This is a genomic window from Litorimonas sp., assembly GCA_029936425.1.
Lineage (GTDB): Bacteria > Pseudomonadota > Alphaproteobacteria > Caulobacterales > Maricaulaceae > Litorimonas.
Genome location: JAPYSU010000005.1, coordinates 89,200 through 110,712, shown reverse-complemented (window position 1 = coordinate 110,712; position 21,513 = coordinate 89,200). Strand labels below are relative to the sequence as shown.

General features: G+C 51.5%; 29 protein-coding genes. 10 read left to right on the top strand and 19 right to left on the bottom strand.

All coding sequences use genetic code 11. The features are described from left to right. Window positions 1-55: 55 nt before the first annotated feature. The 5 genes from ACN0IC_RS06705 to ACN0IC_RS06685 all read left to right on the top strand — a co-directional run bounded on the left by ACN0IC_RS06705 (window position 56) and on the right by ACN0IC_RS06685 (window position 2,630). Complete coding sequence (locus ACN0IC_RS06705) at window positions 56-1,183, top strand: hypothetical protein (RefSeq protein WP_416877995.1); 1,128 nt, start codon at window positions 56-58, stop codon at window positions 1,181-1,183. Between the two features lie 154 nt (window positions 1,184-1,337). Continuing rightward, on the top strand, window positions 1,338-1,610 hold the full coding sequence (locus ACN0IC_RS06700; protein WP_416877994.1) for a hypothetical protein: 273 nt from the start codon (window positions 1,338-1,340) through the stop codon (window positions 1,608-1,610). Next, window positions 1,607-2,008: a hypothetical protein gene (locus ACN0IC_RS06695; RefSeq protein ID WP_416877993.1), complete on the top strand. Its 402-nt coding sequence runs from the start codon at window positions 1,607-1,609 to the stop codon at window positions 2,006-2,008. Before ACN0IC_RS06700 ends, ACN0IC_RS06695 begins: the two co-directional genes overlap by 4 nt. Window positions 2,009-2,011: 3 nt before the next feature. Beyond that, entirely contained in the window at window positions 2,012-2,251 is a 240-nt protein-coding gene (locus ACN0IC_RS06690) for a hypothetical protein (protein ID WP_416877992.1), read from the top strand. Beyond that, on the top strand, window positions 2,241-2,630 hold the full coding sequence (locus ACN0IC_RS06685) for a hypothetical protein (protein ID WP_416877991.1): 390 nt from the start codon (window positions 2,241-2,243) through the stop codon (window positions 2,628-2,630). Before ACN0IC_RS06690 ends, ACN0IC_RS06685 begins: the two co-directional genes overlap by 11 nt. A gap of 35 nt (window positions 2,631-2,665) precedes the next feature. Here the strand turns inward: ACN0IC_RS06685 and ACN0IC_RS06680 are convergent, their stop codons facing one another. From ACN0IC_RS06680 to ACN0IC_RS06670, 3 genes are all read right to left on the bottom strand, one after another. Continuing rightward, a complete protein-coding gene (locus ACN0IC_RS06680; protein ID WP_416877990.1) occupies window positions 2,666-2,815 on the bottom strand; it encodes a hypothetical protein in 150 nt (49 codons plus the stop codon). Next, window positions 2,812-4,365: a hypothetical protein gene (locus tag ACN0IC_RS06675; RefSeq protein WP_416877989.1), complete on the bottom strand. Its 1,554-nt coding sequence runs from the start codon at window positions 4,363-4,365 to the stop codon at window positions 2,812-2,814. Before ACN0IC_RS06675 ends, ACN0IC_RS06680 begins: the two co-directional genes overlap by 4 nt. Before the next feature lie 176 nt (window positions 4,366-4,541). Next, entirely contained in the window at window positions 4,542-4,997 is a 456-nt protein-coding gene (locus ACN0IC_RS06670; protein ID WP_416877988.1) for a hypothetical protein, read from the bottom strand. 110 nt (window positions 4,998-5,107) lie between these two features. Here ACN0IC_RS06670 and ACN0IC_RS06665 point away from each other — a divergent pair, with 110 nt between their 5' ends. The 4 genes from ACN0IC_RS06665 to ACN0IC_RS06650 are packed head-to-tail and all read left to right on the top strand — an operon-like array spanning window position 5,108 to window position 5,950. Next, entirely contained in the window at window positions 5,108-5,281 is a 174-nt protein-coding gene (locus tag ACN0IC_RS06665; protein ID WP_416877987.1) for a hypothetical protein, read from the top strand. A 35-nt stretch (window positions 5,282-5,316) separates the two neighbouring features. Further along, entirely contained in the window at window positions 5,317-5,538 is a 222-nt protein-coding gene (locus tag ACN0IC_RS06660) for a hypothetical protein (RefSeq protein WP_416877986.1), read from the top strand. Beyond that, window positions 5,535-5,741 (top strand): hypothetical protein, encoded by a 207-nt coding sequence (locus tag ACN0IC_RS06655; RefSeq protein WP_416877985.1) that lies wholly within the window; start codon window positions 5,535-5,537, stop codon window positions 5,739-5,741. Before ACN0IC_RS06660 ends, ACN0IC_RS06655 begins: the two co-directional genes overlap by 4 nt. Further along, on the top strand, window positions 5,738-5,950 hold the full coding sequence (locus tag ACN0IC_RS06650) for a hypothetical protein (RefSeq protein WP_416877984.1): 213 nt from the start codon (window positions 5,738-5,740) through the stop codon (window positions 5,948-5,950). Before ACN0IC_RS06655 ends, ACN0IC_RS06650 begins: the two co-directional genes overlap by 4 nt. Window positions 5,951-6,004: 54 nt before the next feature. Here ACN0IC_RS06650 and ACN0IC_RS06645 read toward each other — a convergent pair whose 3' ends face one another. From ACN0IC_RS06645 to ACN0IC_RS06635, 3 genes are read right to left on the bottom strand one after another with little or no spacing between them, the layout of a single operon-like run. Then, entirely contained in the window at window positions 6,005-6,811 is an 807-nt protein-coding gene (locus ACN0IC_RS06645) for a glycoside hydrolase family protein (RefSeq protein ID WP_416877983.1), read from the bottom strand. A gap of 8 nt (window positions 6,812-6,819) precedes the next feature. Continuing rightward, window positions 6,820-7,233 carry a hypothetical protein gene (locus tag ACN0IC_RS06640; protein ID WP_416877982.1) on the bottom strand — a complete coding sequence of 138 codons (414 nt, stop codon included), beginning with the start codon at window positions 7,231-7,233 and terminating at the stop codon, window positions 6,820-6,822. Between the two features lie 49 nt (window positions 7,234-7,282). After that, on the bottom strand, window positions 7,283-9,151 hold the full coding sequence (locus tag ACN0IC_RS06635; RefSeq protein WP_416877981.1) for a hypothetical protein: 1,869 nt from the start codon (window positions 9,149-9,151) through the stop codon (window positions 7,283-7,285). 66 nt (window positions 9,152-9,217) lie between these two features. Between ACN0IC_RS06635 and ACN0IC_RS06630 the strand changes: the two genes are divergently transcribed. Then, a complete protein-coding gene (locus ACN0IC_RS06630) occupies window positions 9,218-9,721 on the top strand; it encodes a hypothetical protein (RefSeq protein WP_416877980.1) in 504 nt (167 codons plus the stop codon). A 234-nt stretch (window positions 9,722-9,955) separates the two neighbouring features. Here ACN0IC_RS06630 and ACN0IC_RS06625 read toward each other — a convergent pair whose 3' ends face one another. The 13 genes from ACN0IC_RS06625 to ACN0IC_RS06565 form a co-directional block, all read right to left on the bottom strand. Continuing rightward, window positions 9,956-11,059, bottom strand: a complete 1,104-nt coding sequence (locus ACN0IC_RS06625) for a hypothetical protein (RefSeq protein ID WP_416877979.1) — start codon at window positions 11,057-11,059, stop codon at window positions 9,956-9,958. A 15-nt stretch (window positions 11,060-11,074) separates the two neighbouring features. Continuing rightward, window positions 11,075-13,318 (bottom strand): hypothetical protein, encoded by a 2,244-nt coding sequence (locus ACN0IC_RS06620; RefSeq protein WP_416877978.1) that lies wholly within the window; start codon window positions 13,316-13,318, stop codon window positions 11,075-11,077. A gap of 2 nt (window positions 13,319-13,320) precedes the next feature. Next, entirely contained in the window at window positions 13,321-13,680 is a 360-nt protein-coding gene (locus ACN0IC_RS06615) for a hypothetical protein (protein WP_416877977.1), read from the bottom strand. Further along, window positions 13,677-15,185, bottom strand: a complete 1,509-nt coding sequence (locus ACN0IC_RS06610; RefSeq protein ID WP_416877976.1) for a hypothetical protein — start codon at window positions 15,183-15,185, stop codon at window positions 13,677-13,679. The genes ACN0IC_RS06615 and ACN0IC_RS06610 overlap by 4 nt, the downstream gene beginning before the upstream one ends. Before the next feature lie 3 nt (window positions 15,186-15,188). Continuing rightward, window positions 15,189-15,836, bottom strand: a complete 648-nt coding sequence (locus ACN0IC_RS06605; protein ID WP_416877975.1) for a hypothetical protein — start codon at window positions 15,834-15,836, stop codon at window positions 15,189-15,191. Further along, on the bottom strand, window positions 15,836-16,222 hold the full coding sequence (locus ACN0IC_RS06600; protein WP_416877974.1) for a hypothetical protein: 387 nt from the start codon (window positions 16,220-16,222) through the stop codon (window positions 15,836-15,838). Before ACN0IC_RS06600 ends, ACN0IC_RS06605 begins: the two co-directional genes overlap by 1 nt. Before the next feature lie 9 nt (window positions 16,223-16,231). Then, the gene (locus ACN0IC_RS06595) at window positions 16,232-17,671 is read right to left on the bottom strand and encodes a hypothetical protein (protein ID WP_416877973.1); all 1,440 of its coding nucleotides are present in this window, start codon (window positions 17,669-17,671) and stop codon (window positions 16,232-16,234) included. A gap of 241 nt (window positions 17,672-17,912) precedes the next feature. After that, window positions 17,913-18,320 (bottom strand): hypothetical protein, encoded by a 408-nt coding sequence (locus tag ACN0IC_RS06590; protein ID WP_416877972.1) that lies wholly within the window; start codon window positions 18,318-18,320, stop codon window positions 17,913-17,915. Further along, window positions 18,317-18,886 (bottom strand): hypothetical protein, encoded by a 570-nt coding sequence (locus tag ACN0IC_RS06585; RefSeq protein WP_416877971.1) that lies wholly within the window; start codon window positions 18,884-18,886, stop codon window positions 18,317-18,319. The genes ACN0IC_RS06590 and ACN0IC_RS06585 overlap by 4 nt, the downstream gene beginning before the upstream one ends. After that, window positions 18,883-19,278 (bottom strand): hypothetical protein, encoded by a 396-nt coding sequence (locus tag ACN0IC_RS06580; RefSeq protein ID WP_416877970.1) that lies wholly within the window; start codon window positions 19,276-19,278, stop codon window positions 18,883-18,885. The genes ACN0IC_RS06585 and ACN0IC_RS06580 overlap by 4 nt, the downstream gene beginning before the upstream one ends. Beyond that, entirely contained in the window at window positions 19,278-19,493 is a 216-nt protein-coding gene (locus ACN0IC_RS06575) for a hypothetical protein (RefSeq protein WP_416877969.1), read from the bottom strand. Before ACN0IC_RS06575 ends, ACN0IC_RS06580 begins: the two co-directional genes overlap by 1 nt. Before the next feature lie 49 nt (window positions 19,494-19,542). Beyond that, the gene (locus ACN0IC_RS06570; RefSeq protein ID WP_416877968.1) at window positions 19,543-20,532 is read right to left on the bottom strand and encodes an SU10 major capsid protein; all 990 of its coding nucleotides are present in this window, start codon (window positions 20,530-20,532) and stop codon (window positions 19,543-19,545) included. A 12-nt stretch (window positions 20,533-20,544) separates the two neighbouring features. After that, window positions 20,545-21,501, bottom strand: coding sequence for a hypothetical protein (locus ACN0IC_RS06565; protein WP_416877967.1), 957 nt, complete (start codon window positions 21,499-21,501; stop codon window positions 20,545-20,547). Window positions 21,502-21,513: the final 12 nt, after the last annotated feature.

The following is a 21,513-nucleotide window of genomic DNA, read 5'->3' as shown; positions in this document are numbered from 1 at the left end:
GCTTTTCTCGATTGCACTAATATTATTGCTGATGTCATGCAGCGGAGTTCGCCTCATGATGAAACAGGCTCCGCTAAAGCCTGAAGCCTATCCCGAGCTACCAGAGCTGGAATCCTCTGCGGAAATGATTCAAGGCTTGGAAGAAAATATATATGGCAAAATCCCGGCACTCTCAGACGTCACTATTTTATCTAAGCAAGAAATAGCGCGCGACGTATTTACAAAAGGGGATATTATTACAGAGTGGGAAGTTGAGGCAGGCTTCGGCAAAGCCAGAAAAGTTTTCCATATCGTATTTATAAGACGTGCAGACTTTCTGAATGACCCCATGATCATCACTCAGAATTTTTGTCCGAATACGGCTGTTGTTCCGATTCAAGGCGTGACTCCCCCCATTGGAGAATTTTTCGACTGTTCAGATAGCGGTCCCATAGCAAGTATCTTCAGCTATTTCTTTGGACGATATATTACGGTCCCACCTTACAAAATGATTCTTCAGCATGGCTATGGTGTGGCCGTCATGTTCCCCTCGGAATTTATACCCGACTCAGCGGAGCGCGCCCCAGTTATCTTGGAAGACCTGTTTCTCACCAATGTTGAAAATCAACCGGGTGTTTTGGCGGTTTGGTCAAGTCTTTCTGTTTGGCTCGCTGAAGCCCTTAAAGCCGACGGAGAAGTCCATACCACCATTACTTATGGACATTCCAGATATGGAAAGACGGCGCTTATTTCAGCCGCTGTAAGTCCGTCAATCGACGCCGTTATCGCACATCAGTCCGGGACGGGCGGCGCCTCGCTTTTACGGGACGAGACCGGAGAAAGTATAGCGCAGGTCCTAGAAAATTACCCTCACTGGTTCACATCGAATTTCGCAAGTTTCGCTTACGAAAAGGAGTCGCTACCCGTCGATTCACATTTCCTTCTTTCTCTGATTGCGCCTCGCCCTCTTCTGCTAGGGAACGCCCGCCGCGATGTTTGGTCGGACCCCGCTGGCGCTTTCAATGCTGCAAGAGCAGCTTCTCCTTCCTGGGCGCAATATGGAAGCCAAGGCCTGTCCGCGGCCCGATTAGATGATTACCGACCTCAAGATGACCTAGCTTTCTGGATGCGGCCCGGAACGCATGGGGTCGTCGAGGAAGACTGGCCGGCTTTTTTAGAATTTCTGGATGCGCACTTTAAATAATATATCAAAAGGCAAGATATGGCAGACCCAGCAGGACTTAATCAATCCAGCATATTCAATGCCTTAGGCTTTCCGAACCTCGTTTTCGACCCCACGTGTTTACGTAGGTTTCTGGGCCTGTTTCCGAACCTATCCCCCACCAAAGGAACCTAACATGACACATTATGACTTAACACATAATGACTTAGAGGCGTGGAATGCGTATTCAAGCAAGACTCGCGTATATCATGATGAGGCTGAAGCCCAGATGGTGTGCTTTTTAGAGGGGAGAAGGTCTCAAAAGCAGGAAATAGAAGGTTTGCGGGAAGTCATTCAGGAGGCATGGAATATAGTCGAGGGCTTTTCATACGGCGAAGAGGTTCAGCCTTCTATGGACTGGCTTCAAAATCGCTTGAGAGCCAACCTTGACAAAGAGCAATCCCAATGACCGACACACAGAACCCCGAAGGCCCAAAAACACCTGTCTCATCTAAAACAAGCGTAAAAGGCTGTTCGGATGATTATAAAGAACTTATAGAGAAATTACAGGGCTTATCTTCACGCTATGACGAGTGCTCCCGGACTTGCAGCAATGATTGTGCAGGGGTTTTTTGTGGAATAAGGCGCGGAGACTGCGCTCTTCAGGTTGAAGCCAAGATAGAGGATCAATTAATCCAAGAAGCCATCACCACCCTCACCTCACAAGGGGAAAGAATAGCGGAGTTGGAGGGATGCTACCTCCGCCTATACGATGCCTACCATTCGGCCCATGAAGAATTTCGCTCATATCTTTTGAAAAGCATATCCAAAATGCAAAATTCCACTAAGCCAGAACAAAAGGAATAGACTATGACCAATAAAGAAAAGAAAACGGCGGTAATCGGAGACGTAGAAAGCCAGAACACCACATTGACCGCCGCTATAGCTAAATACTTTGGAGACGTTAGGAGGACATCCCCTAGCGCCGCATCCATAGCATTTGATTACGCTACCGAACCAGACCGCACCGTAACTCAATGCAAGACACATGGCGTTGTTGAGGGCCTATGCCCCTGCTTTGGAAAACAAGGGGGCAGAAATGCCCAATAAAGAAACGCTCTTAGAGCTAGCAGACCGTGTTGAAGCGCTTGATGGGCCGTGTCGGGAAATGGACGCGGAGATATTCGTAATGGAAATGCACCTAAAGACAGGCCGCTCCCTCGAAAGCATAGCTTGGCTTAATGACCCTTTAATGGAGGGATTGCCTGAATACACTGCCTCATTAGACGCCTCTATGACGCTTGTGCCGGAGGGGTTTTTGCTAAACAATCTTTTTAATGATGGCCATGCTCGTGGATTTTTTAATAACAGAAAACCATGCGGAGCAATTTTAAACCCACCCAAAGGAGAGCGGGTTTTTGGGTATGGGAATAGCATTTACAACGCCATTTGCGCCGCCGCTCTTAGAGCTATTGCATCACAGGATTAAGTGCCTTCGGGGCATGTAAGGAGAGAGTCTAAAGCCTACACAATCCCCCAATAAATCCGAGCCATAGCCTTAAAGAACTGCACAAAGCCCCTTCGGTCAAAATCTATCGTGTGTGACTGGCCGTGCTTATCGCAGACCACGATTTGAACGCCGCCCTGCCCATCTTCTCTTGGATAATATTTCATACATAATCCGCTATAGTTTTGCCGCGTCTTTGGAATATCAAAGCCCGCTTTCCGTTTGCGTAAATGAGACAGTCACAGATGGCCCATGAGCTAAGCCCTTGCGCGTATTCCATGCCAAGCGCTGAGACACCGACCTGATAGCAACCCTTCTCAATACAAGGCGTGTGAGAGTGTCCTACGACTGTTTTAGTGGCGAGTTTGGCGAAGGCTTTGGCGCTGCCACGGCTTCCATTAATGCCCTTATCGCCATGCTGCGAGACATCATTATCCACTATCAGATACGGCTCGTTACGGGATAGAAATTTATGGGAGACGGTGAGCTTGCCTTCCATCCAGGTCTCTAAAGCAGGCTTACCGGACTTGATTGTTTTCGCGGATAGCTCCCACGCAAATACGGCGTTGTGAGGGTCTTTCTTTGGATCGAAACGGTTTAAGAACTGGTCAAGGTGGTCATTGTGGTTTGAGCCGACTATCAGGTTTTCATAACCCTTTCCGAACGTATTGAGCATATCGGCTGACTTCTGTAATTCGTCTTTTACAAGAAATTTTCCCGCCCTTGCTAGCTTAACCGCGTCAAAAACGGTGTTATGATGGGACTGATAAGCGTTATCGTGTAAATCGTGCCAGACTAGCGCCGAGACTGAAACGCGGCCTAGGAAGCGCTTACGGGTCTTTAGAACCTTTGGCTCTGCATATTCCACATGGGAATCGCCCTGAACAAGCGCCTTGGCGGATTTTCCCGTTTTCTTGCCATTTGGCGTCCAATACTCATCAAGATAATAAAAGCCCTTCCCATCCCAGTGAAGGTGTATCGGATGGAATATCTGCCCTACCCTCACGATAAAAAGCGCCGAGAATGAATGGTGAAATTTAGCCTTCCCGCCTGACTTGGTTTTCGTGTAAGTTGCGGACGTGCAAGCGCCAGTCGTTACCATAAGTTTGGGAAAGGATTTGCCGGGGGTCGCTACGCATTGCAGCGCGACCTGCGTGGCTCCGTAAACAGCAGACCGAGCGCCTGAATTGGCTTCCAGCCCTGAAAGCGGATTGACCGCCGTTGCCACGATATTGAGAGAGGAGAGCGTTAGGTTCTTATTGATTATCACGTCTTTGTGGATCGCGTATTCATGCACCCGCTTTGGCCAGAAATATTCCGTCTTATCGGTGAAGGTCATATGCCGATATTTTTGAGGGATAACGACAAGCTGCGCCGCCTTCTCTTTTGCGAATAATTCCAGCGTATCGAAAAACTTATCATTCAATGTGGTGTTGTTGACCGCCGAGGTAATGACGAAAGCCTTAGCGGATTTGAGCGCTTTATGGTCAAGATATGAGGGGCAGTCCTCGCCGAGAACAGCCGTGGTGAGCTGCGGATTGTGCGAGGGCAATTCTACCCCCAACATCTTTTCTGCAATCCGCCTGTAACGCTGCTGCGTTCGGCGGCACTTGCTCTTGACTCCCGCCCGCTTCATGGCATCTGGCAGGGATATAGCATCGGGCCAGACGCCTGCAATCCTGCGGGCCGTCACCATGCTAATGGCGGCACGACTCATTTAGAACTTCCGCCTTGCGTCACTCACCTTCAGGCTCTTTTTGAAGCTGTTCTTCATATACATCTGCACCAAGATTGTGGCGGGTAGCACAACGAAAATACTCAATAATCCACTGCTGACCCTGACGCATAAGAAGTGAAATTTGCGTCGAAGCATCGAGCGCGTTCCATTCCGTCTCACTTAGGTTGATTTCTGATAAGGTTTCGGGGCAGCGCTTGAGAGCCGTCGAGGGGTATATTGCCGCCCTCGGCGTTTCTGTCGCTGGAGCCGAGACTATCTCCCTTTGCCCAATCGTTCCGCAGGCGGACAATGCCATAATCCACACGGCAATCACTGCCAATTCTGATAACTTTCTCAACTGGAACCTCCCTGATGCGTTCAATGATGCGCGTTTCGGCGCGGTCTATGGTGTTGCCTGTCTGAATGTCCCGCTCTTGTGCTTCGGCGGCTTCCTGCGCTTGTATGGCGAGGTAACTTGAAAGGCTGAGATTGGCGTCTTTCAGGGTATCGACATTGGCCGTTTCCCACTTGAGGCGCTCCACCTTTTTCCCTTGATTATAGGAAAACAGGCTTGCGGTCGCCGCCATAAGGAGAGAACCGACCAGACCGCCCAAGATGATGTAAGGGTTCATATCAGCCTCCGTGAAAATAAATTGAGAAAGGTGTTGACAGTGTAGGGCAATAGCCCTATATATAAATCATCAACAACGGGGCAAGCCCCATCCAACTAGGAGCAAATAGAATGACCGCAATCAAACAAGAATCCATCAAAGGCCAAGACGTAGAGTTTATCAATCACGGTGGCGGCGAATATGCCGTCTGTGTAAACGGACACGAGATTGACAGTGGCTCAATCAGAAACATGGAGTGGTCTTATAAAGCTGCGATAAAAACGCTTGAAGCAATCGAAGACTAATCAGGGCTTGCCCTATCCAATCAGGAGTAAATGAAATGACGAGTCCGGCCCCCAAAACCCTAGCCGATTATTGTAAAGTCCATGACAGCGATTGGGCTCTTGACCACAAGGTCTATATCGAAGGCCAGGAAAACCACATTCGACAAATCGGCAAAGTTCAAGGCGTTTATTATGTCGAGATGGCCTTTAGCCGTGAACGCAAGTTTTTACCCGCCGAAACTCCCGTTAGCTTCAAGCACTGGAAGGAGTCCGCATGACCCCATCCGAAGTTAAAGCCGCCCGCCTATCTCTTGGCTTTTCCCCTCTTGAACTGGGGAGGGCTGTGGGACTGACGGGCAAAAATCAGAACATACGAAACGAAGTATGCCGATGGGAGCGCGACCCTAAATACAAATCTGCTCGCGAAATCCCTGAATTGAGACAACTAAAGCTATTACTGCTTATGGAGAATGAGAAATGAAAACTCATAGATTGAAAGAACTCTCACTAGGCGGTGATATGTGCGACACGCTTTGCGGGAAATTTGTAGATGTGGAGCGGGCCACCCGCAACCAATCAAAGGTGACCTGCGGCACATGCGAGAGCGTTTGGCAGAAGAAATACAATCGTAGCCGCTACCCCGCCAAGCATCTAAGCCCATGCACTACAAAAAACCCCATTACGCCCTAGACCCCTCAATAAGCCTAATAAGGCTGTTTATCGTGAGGCCGCTTAAATGGGCTGTCAGGAAATGGCGGGGTTAGGCTCCATAAGGCAATATTCCCGCTCTTCGGAACGGCGTCGGACTAGGCCGCGCAAAATGACATTACCCGCCTTGTCATACCAAGTCATTGCATCACACGCGCCATTGACGTTTCCTGCGTTCAATCTCTTAAGGGCGGTTGAGCGGCATGTTGCAAAAACTCCGATATTGTATGCGAGGGAAGTGAAAGCCACGTCGCGGGTAACGGGGAATCTACGCCGCTTGGTTTCTCGGCTAACGCACTTATGAAATCCGCTCCTGTGCTTGTCTATATCGGCGCTTAGAAACCTTTCGCACTCTTCTCTTGTAAACACCTCATAAGGACGCACAGAACGGCCATAGACCCGAGTTGCGCCAAAGCACACCGTCCAAATGGGCGGCTTTGCGAGGGTGTCGTGATAAGCCGTTAAGCGAAGGCCCTCCCATTTGCCAATAAGAGGAACGGCCAGACTGTCAAACTCCGCGCTCTCAGACGCGGCTACAGAGCGTTCTCCGTGGCAATAGGGCGATGCAAGGGCAGGAACGGCAAACCCCGCCACGGCAAGAGCAAGCCACACTATGATGACCCTGCGCCGCCCTTTGTGGGAGTCGGGCTGATTAATGAACCTACCGATAAGACCAAGCACCAGAACAGCCAGTAAGAGCCACCCCCAATAATAAGGGTTTGTGTGAGTATCGAAATAGTAAAGCAGAATTGCGGGAAGTGTATAGACCACAATCGCCACAACGTAGCCAATAAACGAATAGCTCTTTAGAGCGGCTTTCCAGTCAGGGATAAGGGCGGACATATAGGCTCCTATTGCTGTTGGCTCGACTCTATGCGGGTCAAGCGGCTATCCATTTCATTCAGTCTGGTCTTGATTGACGGAATGTCCTCGTTAACCTGATCCATCCACCCCCTGCGATAAACCAGCTCTGTTTGAGCGCGGCCATCCGCTTCAACCAAGACTTTCAGGCTGGTATTTATGGAGGCTATGTCAGACTTGATTGTCGAAAGTATCTCCGAGTTCGTCTGTGATAATCTCAATGCCTGCTGGCTTGTTTGGGAGTTTGCCGTAATTCGGCTATCTGCTTTGGAGAGCCACCAGACGCCTAAAAAGGTCTGAATGGCGAATCCCACAAGTATAGCTATCAATGGCAGCAGCTTCCCCCAGTTCATGTTGATGGGGCGGGGCCGCGTCATCATGGCCTCGACTTCTGCGCGAGTCATTGGGTCATCTTCCGGCTTAAAGTTTATAGGGCTAGGTCGGCTCATGGCTCTATCGGCTTCCGTTAGTCGCGTTCACCGCCGCCGCCCCTGCGCCGAGACGTAAGGATTGACGGCCTGTCATGGCGGGTAAGTTTCTGGCAGAATTTACAACAGCAAGCCCGCGCTGCCCTGCTTGTGCAAGAAGCCCTTCAACCGCTTGGCGCTCCTGCATAGGCATAGAGAGTAACAGCCTTGCGCCCTCATCGGCAGGCATAGTCAGGATGCGTGACACCTCTGTCAGCGTGGCGTCGTCAACCTTGCTGAGAACGCCGTTCACCTTGTTTGCGCCCTGCGAGAGAAGCCGTGAGGGGCTTAAGCCGTCATTTGCCATGAATTGACCAAAGCGGCCCAAAGCCTGCCCTGCTTGTGAGCGGGAAGCGTCTTCGACATTGGCAATCGTTTGCTGTGTTGGCGCGGTCTTGGAGTTGCGGGCATAATTTGCGTTATTGGCCATCTCGGCGAGTTCCGCCTGTCTCTCCAATTGAGACACCATTTCATCTGCCTTTTCAGGCCCGACAAGAGCTTGCATGTTGGATCTGAAGGAAGGGCGTCTAAATTCAGCGCGAATAGCTCCGTAGGTTTCGGGGTTATCCAGTTTCGTTTGAACGGCACGCATAACGCCCGCTGTGGCCGCTTCGCGCTGTTGCGGCGTCATAGCCTGCGCTCTGGCCGCAAACTCCGTTCCAGTTCTGTCGTTAAAGACCTTAGAGCCTTCCTCAAAGGCCTCTCTAAGCTCTGCTCCGTCGCGGAAAGTCGCCGTGGCGGCTGCGTAATCTGGAGACGCCGCCTTTCCTGCATCCATGACTTGATTGCGCATATCAGATAGTAGGCCGGACTCGTAATTATCCCCTGCGCGAGATGTCTGGCCAATCTTCCCGCCTATCATTTGCTGCGTCTGATGGAGCAGCTCCATATCGGTCATATCCGCCTTATTGAGCCCTGCCATTTTTGATTGCGCTTGGGCCATATAATCGCGAATTGCGGGAACCTTCGCCAGCTCTCCCAAATTCGGCTTGACGTTTTCGCCCATAGCAGCGGCGTAGAGCGGCTTTGACTGCTCTCGGGCCCGCGCCATAATGCTGTCCATCGTCATGTCTTTATCGGGCGAGCCTAACGAATTGCGAATGATGTTATCTACGCGCCCCGCCTGCCCTTTCTGCTGCGCTTTCGCGGCGTCCGCAAAAATATCGCGGCTGGCCCCGCCTCTGTTGCCAAGGCCCTGCGCCGTTTGAGGTAGGTTTAAGGACTGAAAGAGCATTTCATCAGGCGTTGCGCCGTTATCTAGAACGTTCTGCGCGGCTGTCTTCATGTCGGAGACAGACCGCCCCTCTTTTTGGGCAACAGCCGCTAATAGATTAGCTACAGGGTCGCCAGATTGCCGAGCGGATGGCCCTCGCAACAGTTTGGACATCTCGCCCGTTAGCCTTGAAGCACCCTTGCCTGCGCCCTTAAATGCAGGGAATATGCCTGCCCCCTCTGCCACCCCGCCCGTTGCCTGAAGGGATGAACCTAAAGATGAAAGCGCGTTGTCTCTAGCGCCGCCAAAGTCCCCACGAGCAACTTGCGCTAAACCCTTAACGGCAGAGCGGTTTGCATTATAAGTGTTCTTAGGAACGTCCCGAATTGCCTTGGCGGGGTCTGTGACAAGCGTCTTAACGGGGTCTTCAATTGTATCACCTGCGAACTGGCCCATAAACTTTGCGCCGGGAACAGGTGTATCTAGCCAAGCGCCTATGCCTCGCGCCGCATTTGCGATATTATCCCGCGTTGACGGCTCTTGACTAGCCTTATTTTCGACAAGCCGAAAGCCTTCAGGCAAACCACTGTCTCTATCTTCTGGCTCATCAATAACACGAAAGCCGGGCGGTAATCCTGACATATAGCTGCTCCTATTGACCTGAAACGCAATTCAGGGCTACTATCTCCAGCCTTAGCGGAGGTAATTTTGAAAAATATTGTAGTTTCACTGGCTTGCGTATTGCTCGCGGCCTGCACGACAACAAAGACCACCCAGCTTGGCTCTAATGTTCATCGAATAGACATGAGAAGCACTGCGTTTGTTGACGCCGCAACAGCGAATGATAAAGCCTTTCTCCGCGCCGCCGAGACGACTTTAGAGGCCGGACATCGATATTTTGCGCTAGAGAGCTTTCTTGATACGTCACGCTTTTCGCAAATTGTCACACCAGGAAGCACTACAACGTCTGTGACAGGTAGTTCTTATAATTCAGGCGGGTTTAATAATTTCAATGCGACGGCGACCTCTACCTCATCTCCAAGCACAGTTAATAATATCCACAAGCCCGGCTCAAGCACGGTAATATCAACCTACAAAACGCCGCCTAGTGGTGAATATTTTGATGCCTATGAGGTTATCAAATATTACGGCCCGCGCCTGAATAAAGATAAGTGGACGCCTAGCGAGATTGAAAGACTTTATCAGTCATGAATCCGCTGCGCCAAGCCTTTAGCCAGGCTCGCTCTTCGAGATTAATGCGCGTGGCCATAATCCTGTGGACTTTATGGAGCCTTTACGCTTTGGCAATGGCGGCAATGACCGCCTATTTCGCCCTCACTAGTGACAGCTCTTTGATTTGGGGTGTTTTGGCGCTCTTGGCCTCTATCCCCCTCGCAGGCCTGATTTTATGGTTTGTGGCCGGGTGCATTCGCTGGATTATCAGCCCTACATCCTAACCCATTGCCCATTGCGATAGACGAGTTTGTCGCCCCTATCGTTTTCAGCAACATCACCCTCTTGATATTCTTGGCCCCCGCCAGATTGCACCAAGCCGCCTGAGCTTTCTACTTTAGCCAGAACCTGCTCAACTTCGTTCAAGGCTTTAATGGCCTCTGCGTCTGAAATCGGGTTTTGCAAACGGGTAGCTGCCGCTGCTGCTGTTGCCATTTCCTTCTCAGAGATAGCGCCCTTAAAAGCAGAGAGAGATTCAATCGTTAGGTCTGACGTAATCTGGTCAATCACTGCACGAGCATCAGCACGACTAGAACCGGGAATATTGCTGCCAGGGATAAATCTACTTTTGCCGTAAAGCGTACGGAAGGCATCGCTTAGCTCGCCACCCTCCTTAAGCCGTGAGATATTACCTAAAGTTTGGCCTTTCTTGATGTTAGCAGCTGTCTCGGCTTGAGCTGCCACCTCCTGTTCGTCTTGATACTTGCTGAGTGCAATTTGCTCACTAACGCTCATAGGGCCTGCATTTGGGTTTATAGCCTCATATCGCGACGTATTAGCATTCATGCGCCCTGTCTGATTAGAGAATCCTGTAAGCGCTTCATTGGCCTGATTTGAGCGAACATCTTCGTTTAGTTCCTGCCCGCGTAATCCCTGTGTGGCGAGGTTGTTCTGTGAGGTAATGCCTTCATCATAAGTCATGCCAAAGTCGCCCGTTTGCTGGGTTCCGTTAGCGCCTTGCGTGAAGAACTGATTTCCGTTGTTGGAAAGTTTAGGCGCGGTCATCATCTGACCGTTTACGTAGCGGCTGTCCCCACCTGATACATTTGCAGCCTCATAATTTGTAGAAAGGCTTTTTCCGAACGCCTCGGGATTGACCGCTGCTGCATAGCGTTGTTCTGGTGAAAAACCTGCCTGATTGGCCCACTCATTCATCCGCGCCGCCCGCTCTTGTTCAAGGCGCTTTCTCTCTTCTTCTTGCGCCTGCGCCTGTGCATACTGGTCGTATTGGCGAATCCCTGCGCCGCCGCCCCCATTGGATATATCACCTAAAAGCGCTCCAATGCGGCCCACTGAAAATCTTTTCTTATTGAACATATTGTTTCCCCTGAATTAAGCGAAGAAAGACAGCGCCGAGCCTGCAAAGCCAAGCGGGTTGCTTTCCTTAGTCGTGGAATTGCTTGTCCCTCTGGAATTAACTGTCTGGCCAGAGACAGCGCTAATCGGAAGCTGGCCTGTAAGCTGTGACAGAAGTTGCGCCAAAGCCAAATCAGACCCCGCTTCCTGCTGATTAATATCGCGCTGAATGCCGCCTGCTTGCAAGAGCTGCGCAATATCGGCGCGTTCGCTGTCGTTATACTGGCCTTGCAGATTGCCCATAAGGCCTGCCGCACTCAAAGCGCGGTTAAGCTGATTGTCGCTCTGGCCTGCATTGAACTGCCTGTTCTGCTGGGCTTGGCTTGAATTGAATTGCGAGGCATTATTCAGGGCAGATTGATTAGCCAGACCTGACTGTTGCCTAAAGGCCGCGTCCTGCGAATTTGCGTCATTCAGAGCGCCCGCTGTAAACAATCCGCCTTGCTGTCTGTTGGCAATATTTTGCGCGTCTCTTGTGTTCTGTGCGTCTGCGCCAAAGCGTGAGGCATCGTTAAGTGCCCCTGCATTGAACAGACCGGATTGCTGGCGGTTAGCCGTGTTCTGCAGATTTACCTGATTTTGCGAATCTGCTCCAAACCTGGCTGCATCGTTCGTCACGCCCGCATTAAAGATATTGGATTGCTGTCTGTTGGCGAGGTTTGTCAAATCCACTCTATTTTGAGCCTCTGCGCCAAATTGAGCCGAGTCATTCAGAGCGCCCGCGTTAAATAGCCCCGTCTGTTGTCTATTGGCGAGGTTTTGAGAATTTACTTGGTTCTGAGCATCTGCGCCAAAACGTGAAGCCTCATTCAAGGCTCCAGCATTAAATAGGCCCGCCTGTTGACGGTTGTTTATGTTCAAAGCATCACGCTCATTAAGGGCGTTAATGGACGCAATCCCAGCCGTGTTGCGAAGCTGCGCATTGAGGTTGGAAGCGTTATTCCGCGCATTCGTATTAAACTGGCTTGCCTCGTTTAAAGCCGAGGTGTCAAACTCAGAGCGCCGATTAACCGCATCCGCATTAAAAAGGTTGGCTCTTGTATCGAGTTCAGCCTGCGTTAGCGCTCTCGCATTGGCGAGTCCGGCGTTTGTAATTGACGTGCTTTGGCGTCTGTCGGCATCTTGACCTGACAGGGCTGCTGCTGTGTTAAATCCGTCCGAACGAAGGTCTGAGCTAATTCTGTTTCGCCCTCTTGCCAACTCGCCTTCGGTTAAGGCTTCAAGCACAGCAGAGCGTGACCCGCCAAAAGAGTTATTGGACGCCATTTGAGCAGCTTGCTGCGCCCTAATGCGTCCGGCATTCTGGTCAAAGTCTGCGAGTGAGGCGTCCACGACATCTTGCGTGTAGGGGTTTTGATAATTTTGGAGGTTGTCAAGTAAAGACTGAGCATTAGCACTTCCTCCGGCCCCTACAGCGGCGTTTTCAGCCTGTGCAGCGTCCCCTGCCAATGCCGCATCGTAAGTCCGCGCCCTCGTTCTAGCCCCGCCAAACGTATAGGCTGGCCCGCCCTGAGCTGCGTTAAATGTAGAGGCGGTATATCCCTGTGCTGGCCCGCCCTGAGCTGCCTGAGCTGTAGCCGCGTCATATCCTTGAGCCGCGCCCCCTTGCGCCGCCTGAGCGGCAAGGGCTTCATAGCCCTGCGCTGGGCCGTTTTGTGCAGCTTGTGAGGTTGCCGCGTCATAGCTCTGTGCTGGCCCGCCCTGAGCACCGGAAAACCCTGTTACGGGGCCAGACTGCGCAGCGCCCGCTATAGACGCCTGATAAGGCTCTACAGCCTGCGCTGTATTCGCGCTGCGTTCCGCCACATCCGCTGCAATCTGTCCGCCAAGCGCAAAGCCGTTTGGCAGGTCTCTAAAGTCACGAGCGGGCTGATTTGGGTTAGGCGTTTTCACTGTGCTGTTTTGCGCCATTTGCATCATGCCACCGCTTGTCGGACGAGCATTGCCGTTTCCATCGAACGTGATGTTAGGGGTGCCAGATGTCGTGCTGGGCGCGTTTTGTGCCATTTGGCTTAAACCATTGCGTTGCGCAATTCTGCTGAACGCGCCTTGCTGTAAGGGCGAAGCGCCTGTTACAAATTCGCTACCATCACGCCCTTGAAGCTGGGAGATAATATCAGCCTGATTGTTCACCACACCGCGCAAGCGAGGGTCAACGTTTGGCGTTTGCGTGGTCGTTGACTGCTGCTGGCTTTTGGTTTTTTCTTTTTTACTTGGCATAGTTACAAATCCTTTTCCGCTGTGCGCGAAACTTCGTGATATCCGTAGGAGCGCATGGCCCTCACCCATCCGGGGCGGCCATCGAAACGCGCCTTTTTAGCGCCAAGTGATTTGGCCCATTGCTCGGCTTGCGTGGTGAGTCCGGGGATGATTTCGCTAAGCTCTCCACCGCCAACGACGACCTGAATGGAGAGCGCTCCGCTTTGATTGTTCTTGATTAGCTCTGTGACCAGAATAGAATTATCCGTATTCCAAAGCTGCGCCTCACCTGATTGAATGAGGGATAGTATCGCCTCTCGGCTGTAAAACGGGTTATCTTCAATGGAGGCGTCAATCAGCTCTATGAGCTTGTCGATTGTCACCTTCGCCCGCCCTGCCCTATGTCGAAAGTGAGCTTGCCAAATCGGCAACGCGCCGGAGCCGTGTTTCCTGAAAGACGGAACTGCGAGAACAATCCGCTATAGAGAAAATCCACCTTTTCCTTATCAGGCGGCATGTTGAGGGTAATCCGCGCCTCTTTAGTGGATTGCGGGTAAGGCTTGGCGAATAGCGTAAGATTAACCGCCCCCACCTGCTCGGCAAAGTCCGGCCTAACGCCGCGAACCTTTATAGCTCTTTGCCCCATTGCGAGGGTAATATCGCCTGAATCCACAAACCAAGGGATAGGCCCGCCATTGGCAGAGCGTCCCTTTTCGTGAATAAACACATTGCCGCTAGGGGAAATGCCCATTGGATATTGCGCGGGCGTTGCGTCCTTGAAAGCAGAGCGGGCGAGGTCGCCTTTAAACCATAAATCGGTCTCGACATTGTAAGCCACATAACCGTCAACATCATCCGCGTCATTCGATTGGAAGAAAATCCAAATCTCGCGGTATTGAGACAGGCTTGACATAAATATCTTGTCGCGCTGAATAGGGTCTAGCCTATCGGTTAGCTCTGTTGATATGGGGTTGATAATTCTGATGGGAGCCGTGTTTAGCGCCCCTGCCCATAGCTTGAATGAGCGGTCAATGAAGTAAACCACGCCGCCGATTTCGCACATTGCGTTTGGCCCTGCGAGGCCGGACCTATCGCCTAGCTTTCGGTAAGCGTATGTCTGGCCGGGATTGCCGAGAAAGTCCTCTTGATAAACCGCGTTATCCGTCATGACCAAAGCTGCATCCGCAACCTCTATCGCGCCGACTAACCGCCCCGCATCTTCCAGAACATACTCGCCTGCATTGTTGTCTGTGCCTGTAGTCCAGTCTGTCGGGTCAAGAATATCTGACCACCTTATAGCGCGGGGATTAAAGGTGCCTGAAACCTCTTCTTCCGTCCCGTAAGCGATAATCTGCCGTTGCGCCGAGACGCGCATATAGGTGCATTCAGTAGGGGCATTGGTAAGCGGCGTAGCTTTCGCATCGCCCTCATCCCAAATGAATATGCCTTGGCCTCTAGGATTGGCCACAAGCGTTGTCCCGCGATTATCCAGTGACCACGTAAGAGCGAAGGAGTCTATCTGTGACGGCTCTCCGTAATCTCCTACGCCGTAAGCGCCCGTTCCGAAACCATTCCCGCCGAGGCCGTCCTGATTGCCCGGCACGAAGTCATCCGGCGTAATGTCAATAAGCTCCCCGTCCACAAGGATATAAAGCTTTGTATGCGTTCCAATAGCGGTAAGCTGTTGTGTTGGCCCGTCCCAAACGTGAATAGCTCTGGCTACGCCGTCCAGCATCCCAAGTGTAGCCGTTTCCCACCCGCCGATGACTTCCCCGCGTCCGCGCCAAGGCCGCACGTTAGAGCAATCCGTCCAGCCTGTCTGACCGACTTCAAACTCCGTATCATCTGAACGCAGGCCCGGCAGAATGTCGAGCGGAACAAATGTCATGGCTTAGGGGCCAGTTGCCCGCGTGATGGCTTCTGTGATAAGCGTCGGCGCGGTTGTTTTGAATGTCTCTATGTCCGAGGCGATGGAGGCAAATGTAACCGCCGCATTATCGCGCTCGGCCTGAATGATGCCTAATATTTCCGTATAGGTTGTTGCGTTGTCTATTAGCTCTTCAACTCGGCGGCGGTGAAACACCGCAATGCTCGCTGTATGCCGGAATGTAGCATCCGCAACCATAACCTTCATGCCGAGCTGTTCTTTCGTCCAAGTGGCCTCTGCCAAGGGCTTTGCGGTTTTTAAAAGGTGCTTGGCATTTATGTTTGCGAACTCATCATCCGTAAGAACTGACCACGCCCAATCCCTCTCCATTCCCCAAACCTGTTCGACACGCTCAGGCGCATTGAATAAAAGGTTTTCGAGATTGATTGAAAATTCTTTCGCAACAAGTTTCTTGGCCTGCGTCTGGATAGCGGAAATCTCTGCGTCGAAGTCAAACGGGAAGAAACTTCCCCCATCCCATCTATAACCGACTTGCGTCTCTGGCGGGCATTGCGGGCCGTCTGATGGGTTTTCCGTAACGCCCGTCACCATTGCATAAGCCAGCTCTGGTGACGCGCTAACGTCCGATATTTTAGCAAATTTCAGGGTCATTAGACTTTTATCCAATTCAGAACAAATGGAGCGGGGGTAGAAGTAGAGCCGCTTGTATTTCTCAACTCGAAAGTGTCCCCCGCAATGGCCGAAGCTGCGAAAGATATGCTGTTAAAGGCATTTAAAAGCATAAGCCTAGACTCGCTAAGCGCGCCGTTTTTATAAAGAGAGATGTTTCCTGAAACTGGCCCCCAAAGGTCAAAGTTTAAAACATAATCCCCCGCCTCATCGCAGGTCATAATGTTTCCCGCCGTGAAGCTGAAAGCAGAGCCAGCAGTGCGGGCTATCGTGTAATTAACCGCATCGGCTGTTGCGAGCCTTTCCACTTGGAAAACCGCATCGGCAACTCCGCCCCCGCCAATTATCAATGAACTAAGCACTGTCATATGCGCCCCCTATGAGTAAGTGAAAGACCAGCCGCGAGAGGCTGAAATGTAAGTGAGAACGCCGGAAGCTCCGGCTACGTCCAAGGTCAAATCCTCGGCAACGCCTTCAATGTTACTGCCATTTCGTAAAACCGTGACAGGGTTTACATCTAGGGAACGCGCCCCGTCCCTGAAATAAACCTGGTCTCCTATCGAAGGGCTTGGAGGAAGTGTTACGTTAAAGACCCCGGCGCTGCTGTCGAGGCTGTAAACGAGAGTATCAAGTGTGAATGTAAAGCTAGCTGTTCTTACAGCTGAGACAGACTCTTCAGCTAGCCAGAGAAGAAATTCAGCACCGCTCCCATCGTGCCAGATTTCATTCCACCGTGACCATCCTGTCCCTGTCCCGCCTGTATTCCCACTGTGTCCAGACCGAAAATATAAAACATCACCTTCAAAATCCGTCATGACCTGGAATTGTCTATTGCTGTTAAACCTGACAGACAAAACGGGGCCAAAAAATGCGGGGTAGCCGGACTTATTAGCTGAGTCCCAGCAAAATACACCCTGTGGCATTGTTGAGAAGCTGGCGCTACCGTCATAGTTAACGTCCGAAACGCCAATGATGAAATTGCGACCCTCCCCTTGAAACAGGTCTGCGTCCAAGCCAGACCCTGGCCCATCAACAGTTTTTATTTTAGTCAGAACGTCTGAGGCCGTGTAGTCAGAGGCGGGAAGATAATAAGCCCCCTCCTGCCCGTCCAACAAGTCCGCGTCCACTTTTGAGCCAGCGCCGCCGCCCCAGACCGGGTCGCCCGCGCCGTCAACAACAAACACCTGTCCTGTCGTGCCGATTGAATCGGTTATCAGTGTATCAACTGTTGCAAGAGCCTCTTGCTGTGCGGGAGTCAAGGCCCCCGCAGCAACGGTTGCAATCTCTTGGTCTGTGTAGCTGTTTGCGCTTTCTAAAGTGTCTGCATCGCCCTGAACACGAAGACCTGCCTCGGCGGTAAGCTGGCTATAATTTACAGCGTCACCCGACTCTGTGCCCGCCGCCATATTTGTTATTTTCTCGCCGTTTTGGTCAACCAAAGAGACAATCAATGGCTCCCCGCCGTCAATCACAACCGTGCGGCTAACGCCAGGCCCCAAGGTCACGCTACTTCCGCCCGCCGTAATGACCAAATCGCCTGAACAGCCGTTTATAAAGATATAAACTTTGTCAGTAGAGGGAACGGTAAGCGTCCCGCCCGTCCCTGTCGTTTTAATGACGGCAGACCGCGCCTCATCCGTGTCGTAATTTTTTGACGTAAGCTCTGTAGCCCCATCAACAACAACCGCGCTTGTTGCGGCAATGGCCTGCTCTAGCAATGACAGAGCGCTTGCGTTTAATTTAGCGCCCCAAGTGTTGAGGTTTTCGCCCGCCCCTTGTAATTCCAAGCGGAGTAATGGGGATGCAGTAGACGCCATATTAGCCTCCGAAAATTAGGTGTGGGAAATCAAACCCAGCTCGTGCCGTCCGAGACAACAAGCCCTGTCCCGCGAATGTGGGCGATACAGTCCCGAAAGTCGTTCGCAGGGGGCAAATCGCCAACCGCGTCAACGGAGAAAACCCGTCTCGGTGCGTCTGGCCCTGTTGCCTGAAATATTCTGTTGAGCTGCTTGATTATATCTAAAAGCGGAGCCTTGGCCCCGATTGGCGAAGTAAGCCTCACACCGCTAACCTTGCGTGGTAATGCGTCACGCTGAACATGCTCAGGTCACGGCATATGGCGCGGGTAAAATCGCCTGTAACTTCTTTGCAGCCTAGCGCTCTGGCCCTGTCGGCCAACACTTCAACGCGCTCCGCCCATCGCTTTCTGTGCGTCCCGCCTATCAGCTCAATTCTGTATTCGCCTTTTACGGGGTCTGGCTTTGCGATAATAAAACCCTTGGCTTCTTTCTTTTCGGTATCCCACGCCACCCAAAGCTCTGTCTTCCCGCTTAGCAGATTATCCGCAACGGTTTCCATATCGTGTGACTTGCGCGAGGCATTGACCGCCGTTTGCACATAAGATTTGATGAACTTCCACACCTTTTGAATAGGCTCTTTTTCTGCAACGCGGGTTAAAACTATCATAGCGGTATGGACATGCCTTCAAGCGGGATTTGCGAGGCGTTATCAGCGGCATTTGCCGCGCGAATTGCATTGTCGAACTTGGCCAGATGCGTAGACGCTAAATCCGCCTCATCAATATTCATATAAAGCTGGTGCAAGACGCCGTGCAGATAGACAGGCAGAAACTTGGCTAGCACAACATTCGTGTCTGCATCGTCGACAAGAGGCTCAAAATCTTTGTAATAATCCAGCACAACAGACTTGGCCGATGTGTGGATATCACTGCCAATCACCGTAAATTCGGTTTTGGTCATGTAATCCGTCTCGGGTGTGCGGTAATATAGCGAACAAGTCCCGTCAGATGCCCGTATAAGCGCCGCGTAGTCACTTGGTAGGACTATCACCCCGTCAACAGGGGTAAGCGTTGTGCGGGCCTTATAGGCGTTTAATCGAAGCGGCTGGCCGACACTTGCGCCCGTTCTCATTTCGGATTCCGCGAGGGAAATATAAACCCCCATCATGTCGTCAAGGTCTGTGCGGTTAAAGGCATATCGTTTGACGTAATTAATGAGGTCGGCGCGTGTCATTTTGCAGCCTCGGCAATGTTTAGGGTGCAGGCTTTCAAGTGAGGATATTCACGCTCAATCACGCCCATCAGAGATGTCAGATGGTCTTCATTTGTGTAGTCAATGCCGTAATTGACCTTGATTTCGTCAAGCACCGTAATCGGCACATTTGTCAGCATCATTATGCCGTTGTCAGACAATCCCGCAGAGCGGTTACGCGCAAATTCATTTCTCATTTTCGTGTTATAGGCGACAATCGGGTCAACACGCTGCGAACGCTGCGTTGTGGCGTAGCCCGTCATGCCGTCATAGAGATATTTCGTCTTAATGCCTGTATGACGCGAGCTGAACGTGATTCCGTCCAAAGCCCGCGCCAAAGCATCAGCGCTCATATTGTGTGCGCTCTCGCTCATTACAGAGCCTTGACGTTCTTGCGCTTATTGAGAATGTCAATCAGGTCTTTGCGGGACGCGTCAACCTCAAACTTAACAGGCTCACCGGGGTTATTATCCGCATCGCGCGTGACTTCATGCTTGACCAACTTACCATTGGCGTCCGGCATGTAGATATTCCCATAGCGAAGCTCATATGTCTTCGTTTTGGATTCGGTTTTCTTTGTCTCTGTCATAGATTTCTCCAAGAGTTAAAAAGGGGCGAGAAAACCCGCCCCAAAAGGATTAAGATACGTCGATATCAACAACCGCGCCGGAGCCAGCTTGGTTAGTTGCTTCGAGGGTTGTGGACGTCCAAACCTGCTTCTCTTTAGAGAGGCCAGTTGTGCCGAGGGTTTGCGTCTTCCAAGGCTCCATATCGCGGAGCTTCCAGAGTTTCTTCTGGATGATAGGAATAGCGTCATCCGGCGTGGTGTGGTCATAGTGGATGGTCACAATGCCGTAGTCTGTCTTCATGAAACCAACAGAGCCTTGCAGACCGATATCAACGCGCGGATTGTCCACGTTCTGAGTGAGGCCCGCGATACCTGTAAAGTTGCGCGAGACAAAAGAACGGTTATCCGCATTCATAAAGGCATCGTAATTGGCCATCTTGCGGCCGCGAGCAATTTCCTTGATTGTATTCAGGAAAATCTCCTCGGTCAGAGCGCGGGCTGTGCCAGCTGTATAAGCAGAAACAATCTTGGTCGTGCCGTTAAAGCCGCCGTCTGCGCCTGTTGCGCCGCGCGCTACATTATCGCCCGTCATCCAAGCCAATGCACCTGCGAACTTGCCAACATTGTTGTTGCCTGCGGCAGGCTCTTGAGAAGGATAGTTCCCCTGCGCCCGCTTGTTCATGGCGATTTTCATGGCCGTGGTTTTCAAGCGAATCTGGTCGGCCAGCTTCTCTTTGATGTTATACTGAGCCTGAGCTTGCGCCGTTGTCGTAACAGAGGCCGTATCAGAAAATATCATCTGATAGTTGCCCTGCAATGTCGGCTGGACGCTAGCGGATGGAACCGCCTTGTGGCCTTGCTCGATATTCGTATCTACACCGTAAGTCGGAAGATTGCGGGTCTCGAACTCTGTATAGACGTTCTTTGCCTTAGCGCCCCGGCCAATAGCCGTGATGAAAGGTGTTTCGTCTTTGTCCAAGTTGTTAATCGCGTTGGATACGTCTTGAATTTTGCCAACCTGGTCAGGCGTGGCGAGTGTGTTTGTATAAGTCGTTGCCATGGTTTAAATCTCCTAAATGGCAGCTAACAGCGCGGCTGTGGCCTCGGCCTCAGTGACTTTCGCACCGCTTGCGGATTTCTGATTTAAGGTGTCCAAGGCAGACATTTTCACGCCCCCTGATTTCCGGCCCTTAACGCGCCGAGGGGCTGATTTGCTTTTGAGCGTTGCCGTGGCTTTCTCTCCGGCTTTTTTGCCCTGATGGTAATCCAACAGGTCTTTGGCCATTAGAAAAAAGCGGTGGTTATCAACACTATCAATGTCTTCTCGGCTAACCCCGTATTGAGTGGTCAACAGGTTATACATCGACTCAGAAACCGCTTTGTCATTTGCAATCTCCGGCCATGCTTTCTTAAGTAAAGAGACTTCGCGCTGAGCGTTGTTTCTCTCTACCTCGGCTTGGGCGGCTTCATGCTTTTGACGGGTTTCCTCATATGCCTTTAGGCGCTGTTGCTGCTCATTGTTCAGGTTGTGATAACGCGCAAGCTGGCGGTTATATTCGCCGGGGTTTTGCTCCATCAGGCCCATATCAGGCATTTGCGGCTGGGGCGAGGTCATGATGGCCTGCTCTAGTCGCTGCTGCATTTGGGAGTAGTCTTTTGCGACATACTCCAAGGCTTGATGATACTGCGTTTCTTTTTGCTGAACTTCTGCAAGTCGTTCTTGGACTTGTGGGGCTTGGTCAAAATCAACTTCGGGGTTCTCATAAAACTCTATGAGTTCTTGAAGTGATTTTTGTTTTAGGTTTTCACCCTCTCCCCACTCAATAAGGTCGGAGTCTTCGTCCTCGGCGTCCGGCTCTTGAGCCTCTGCCTCATCCTCGTTCTCTGCCTTATCAACTGGCTCTTCTTCGTTTCCTTCGCCGTCCGGCTCTTGAAGGGACTCGCCCTCAACGCCTTCGCTTTCTTCAGATGAAACAACTTCTTCTTCCCCGTCGAGAGCCTCAACGAGTTCATTTAGTGGATTTTCCATTTTGTAACCTAT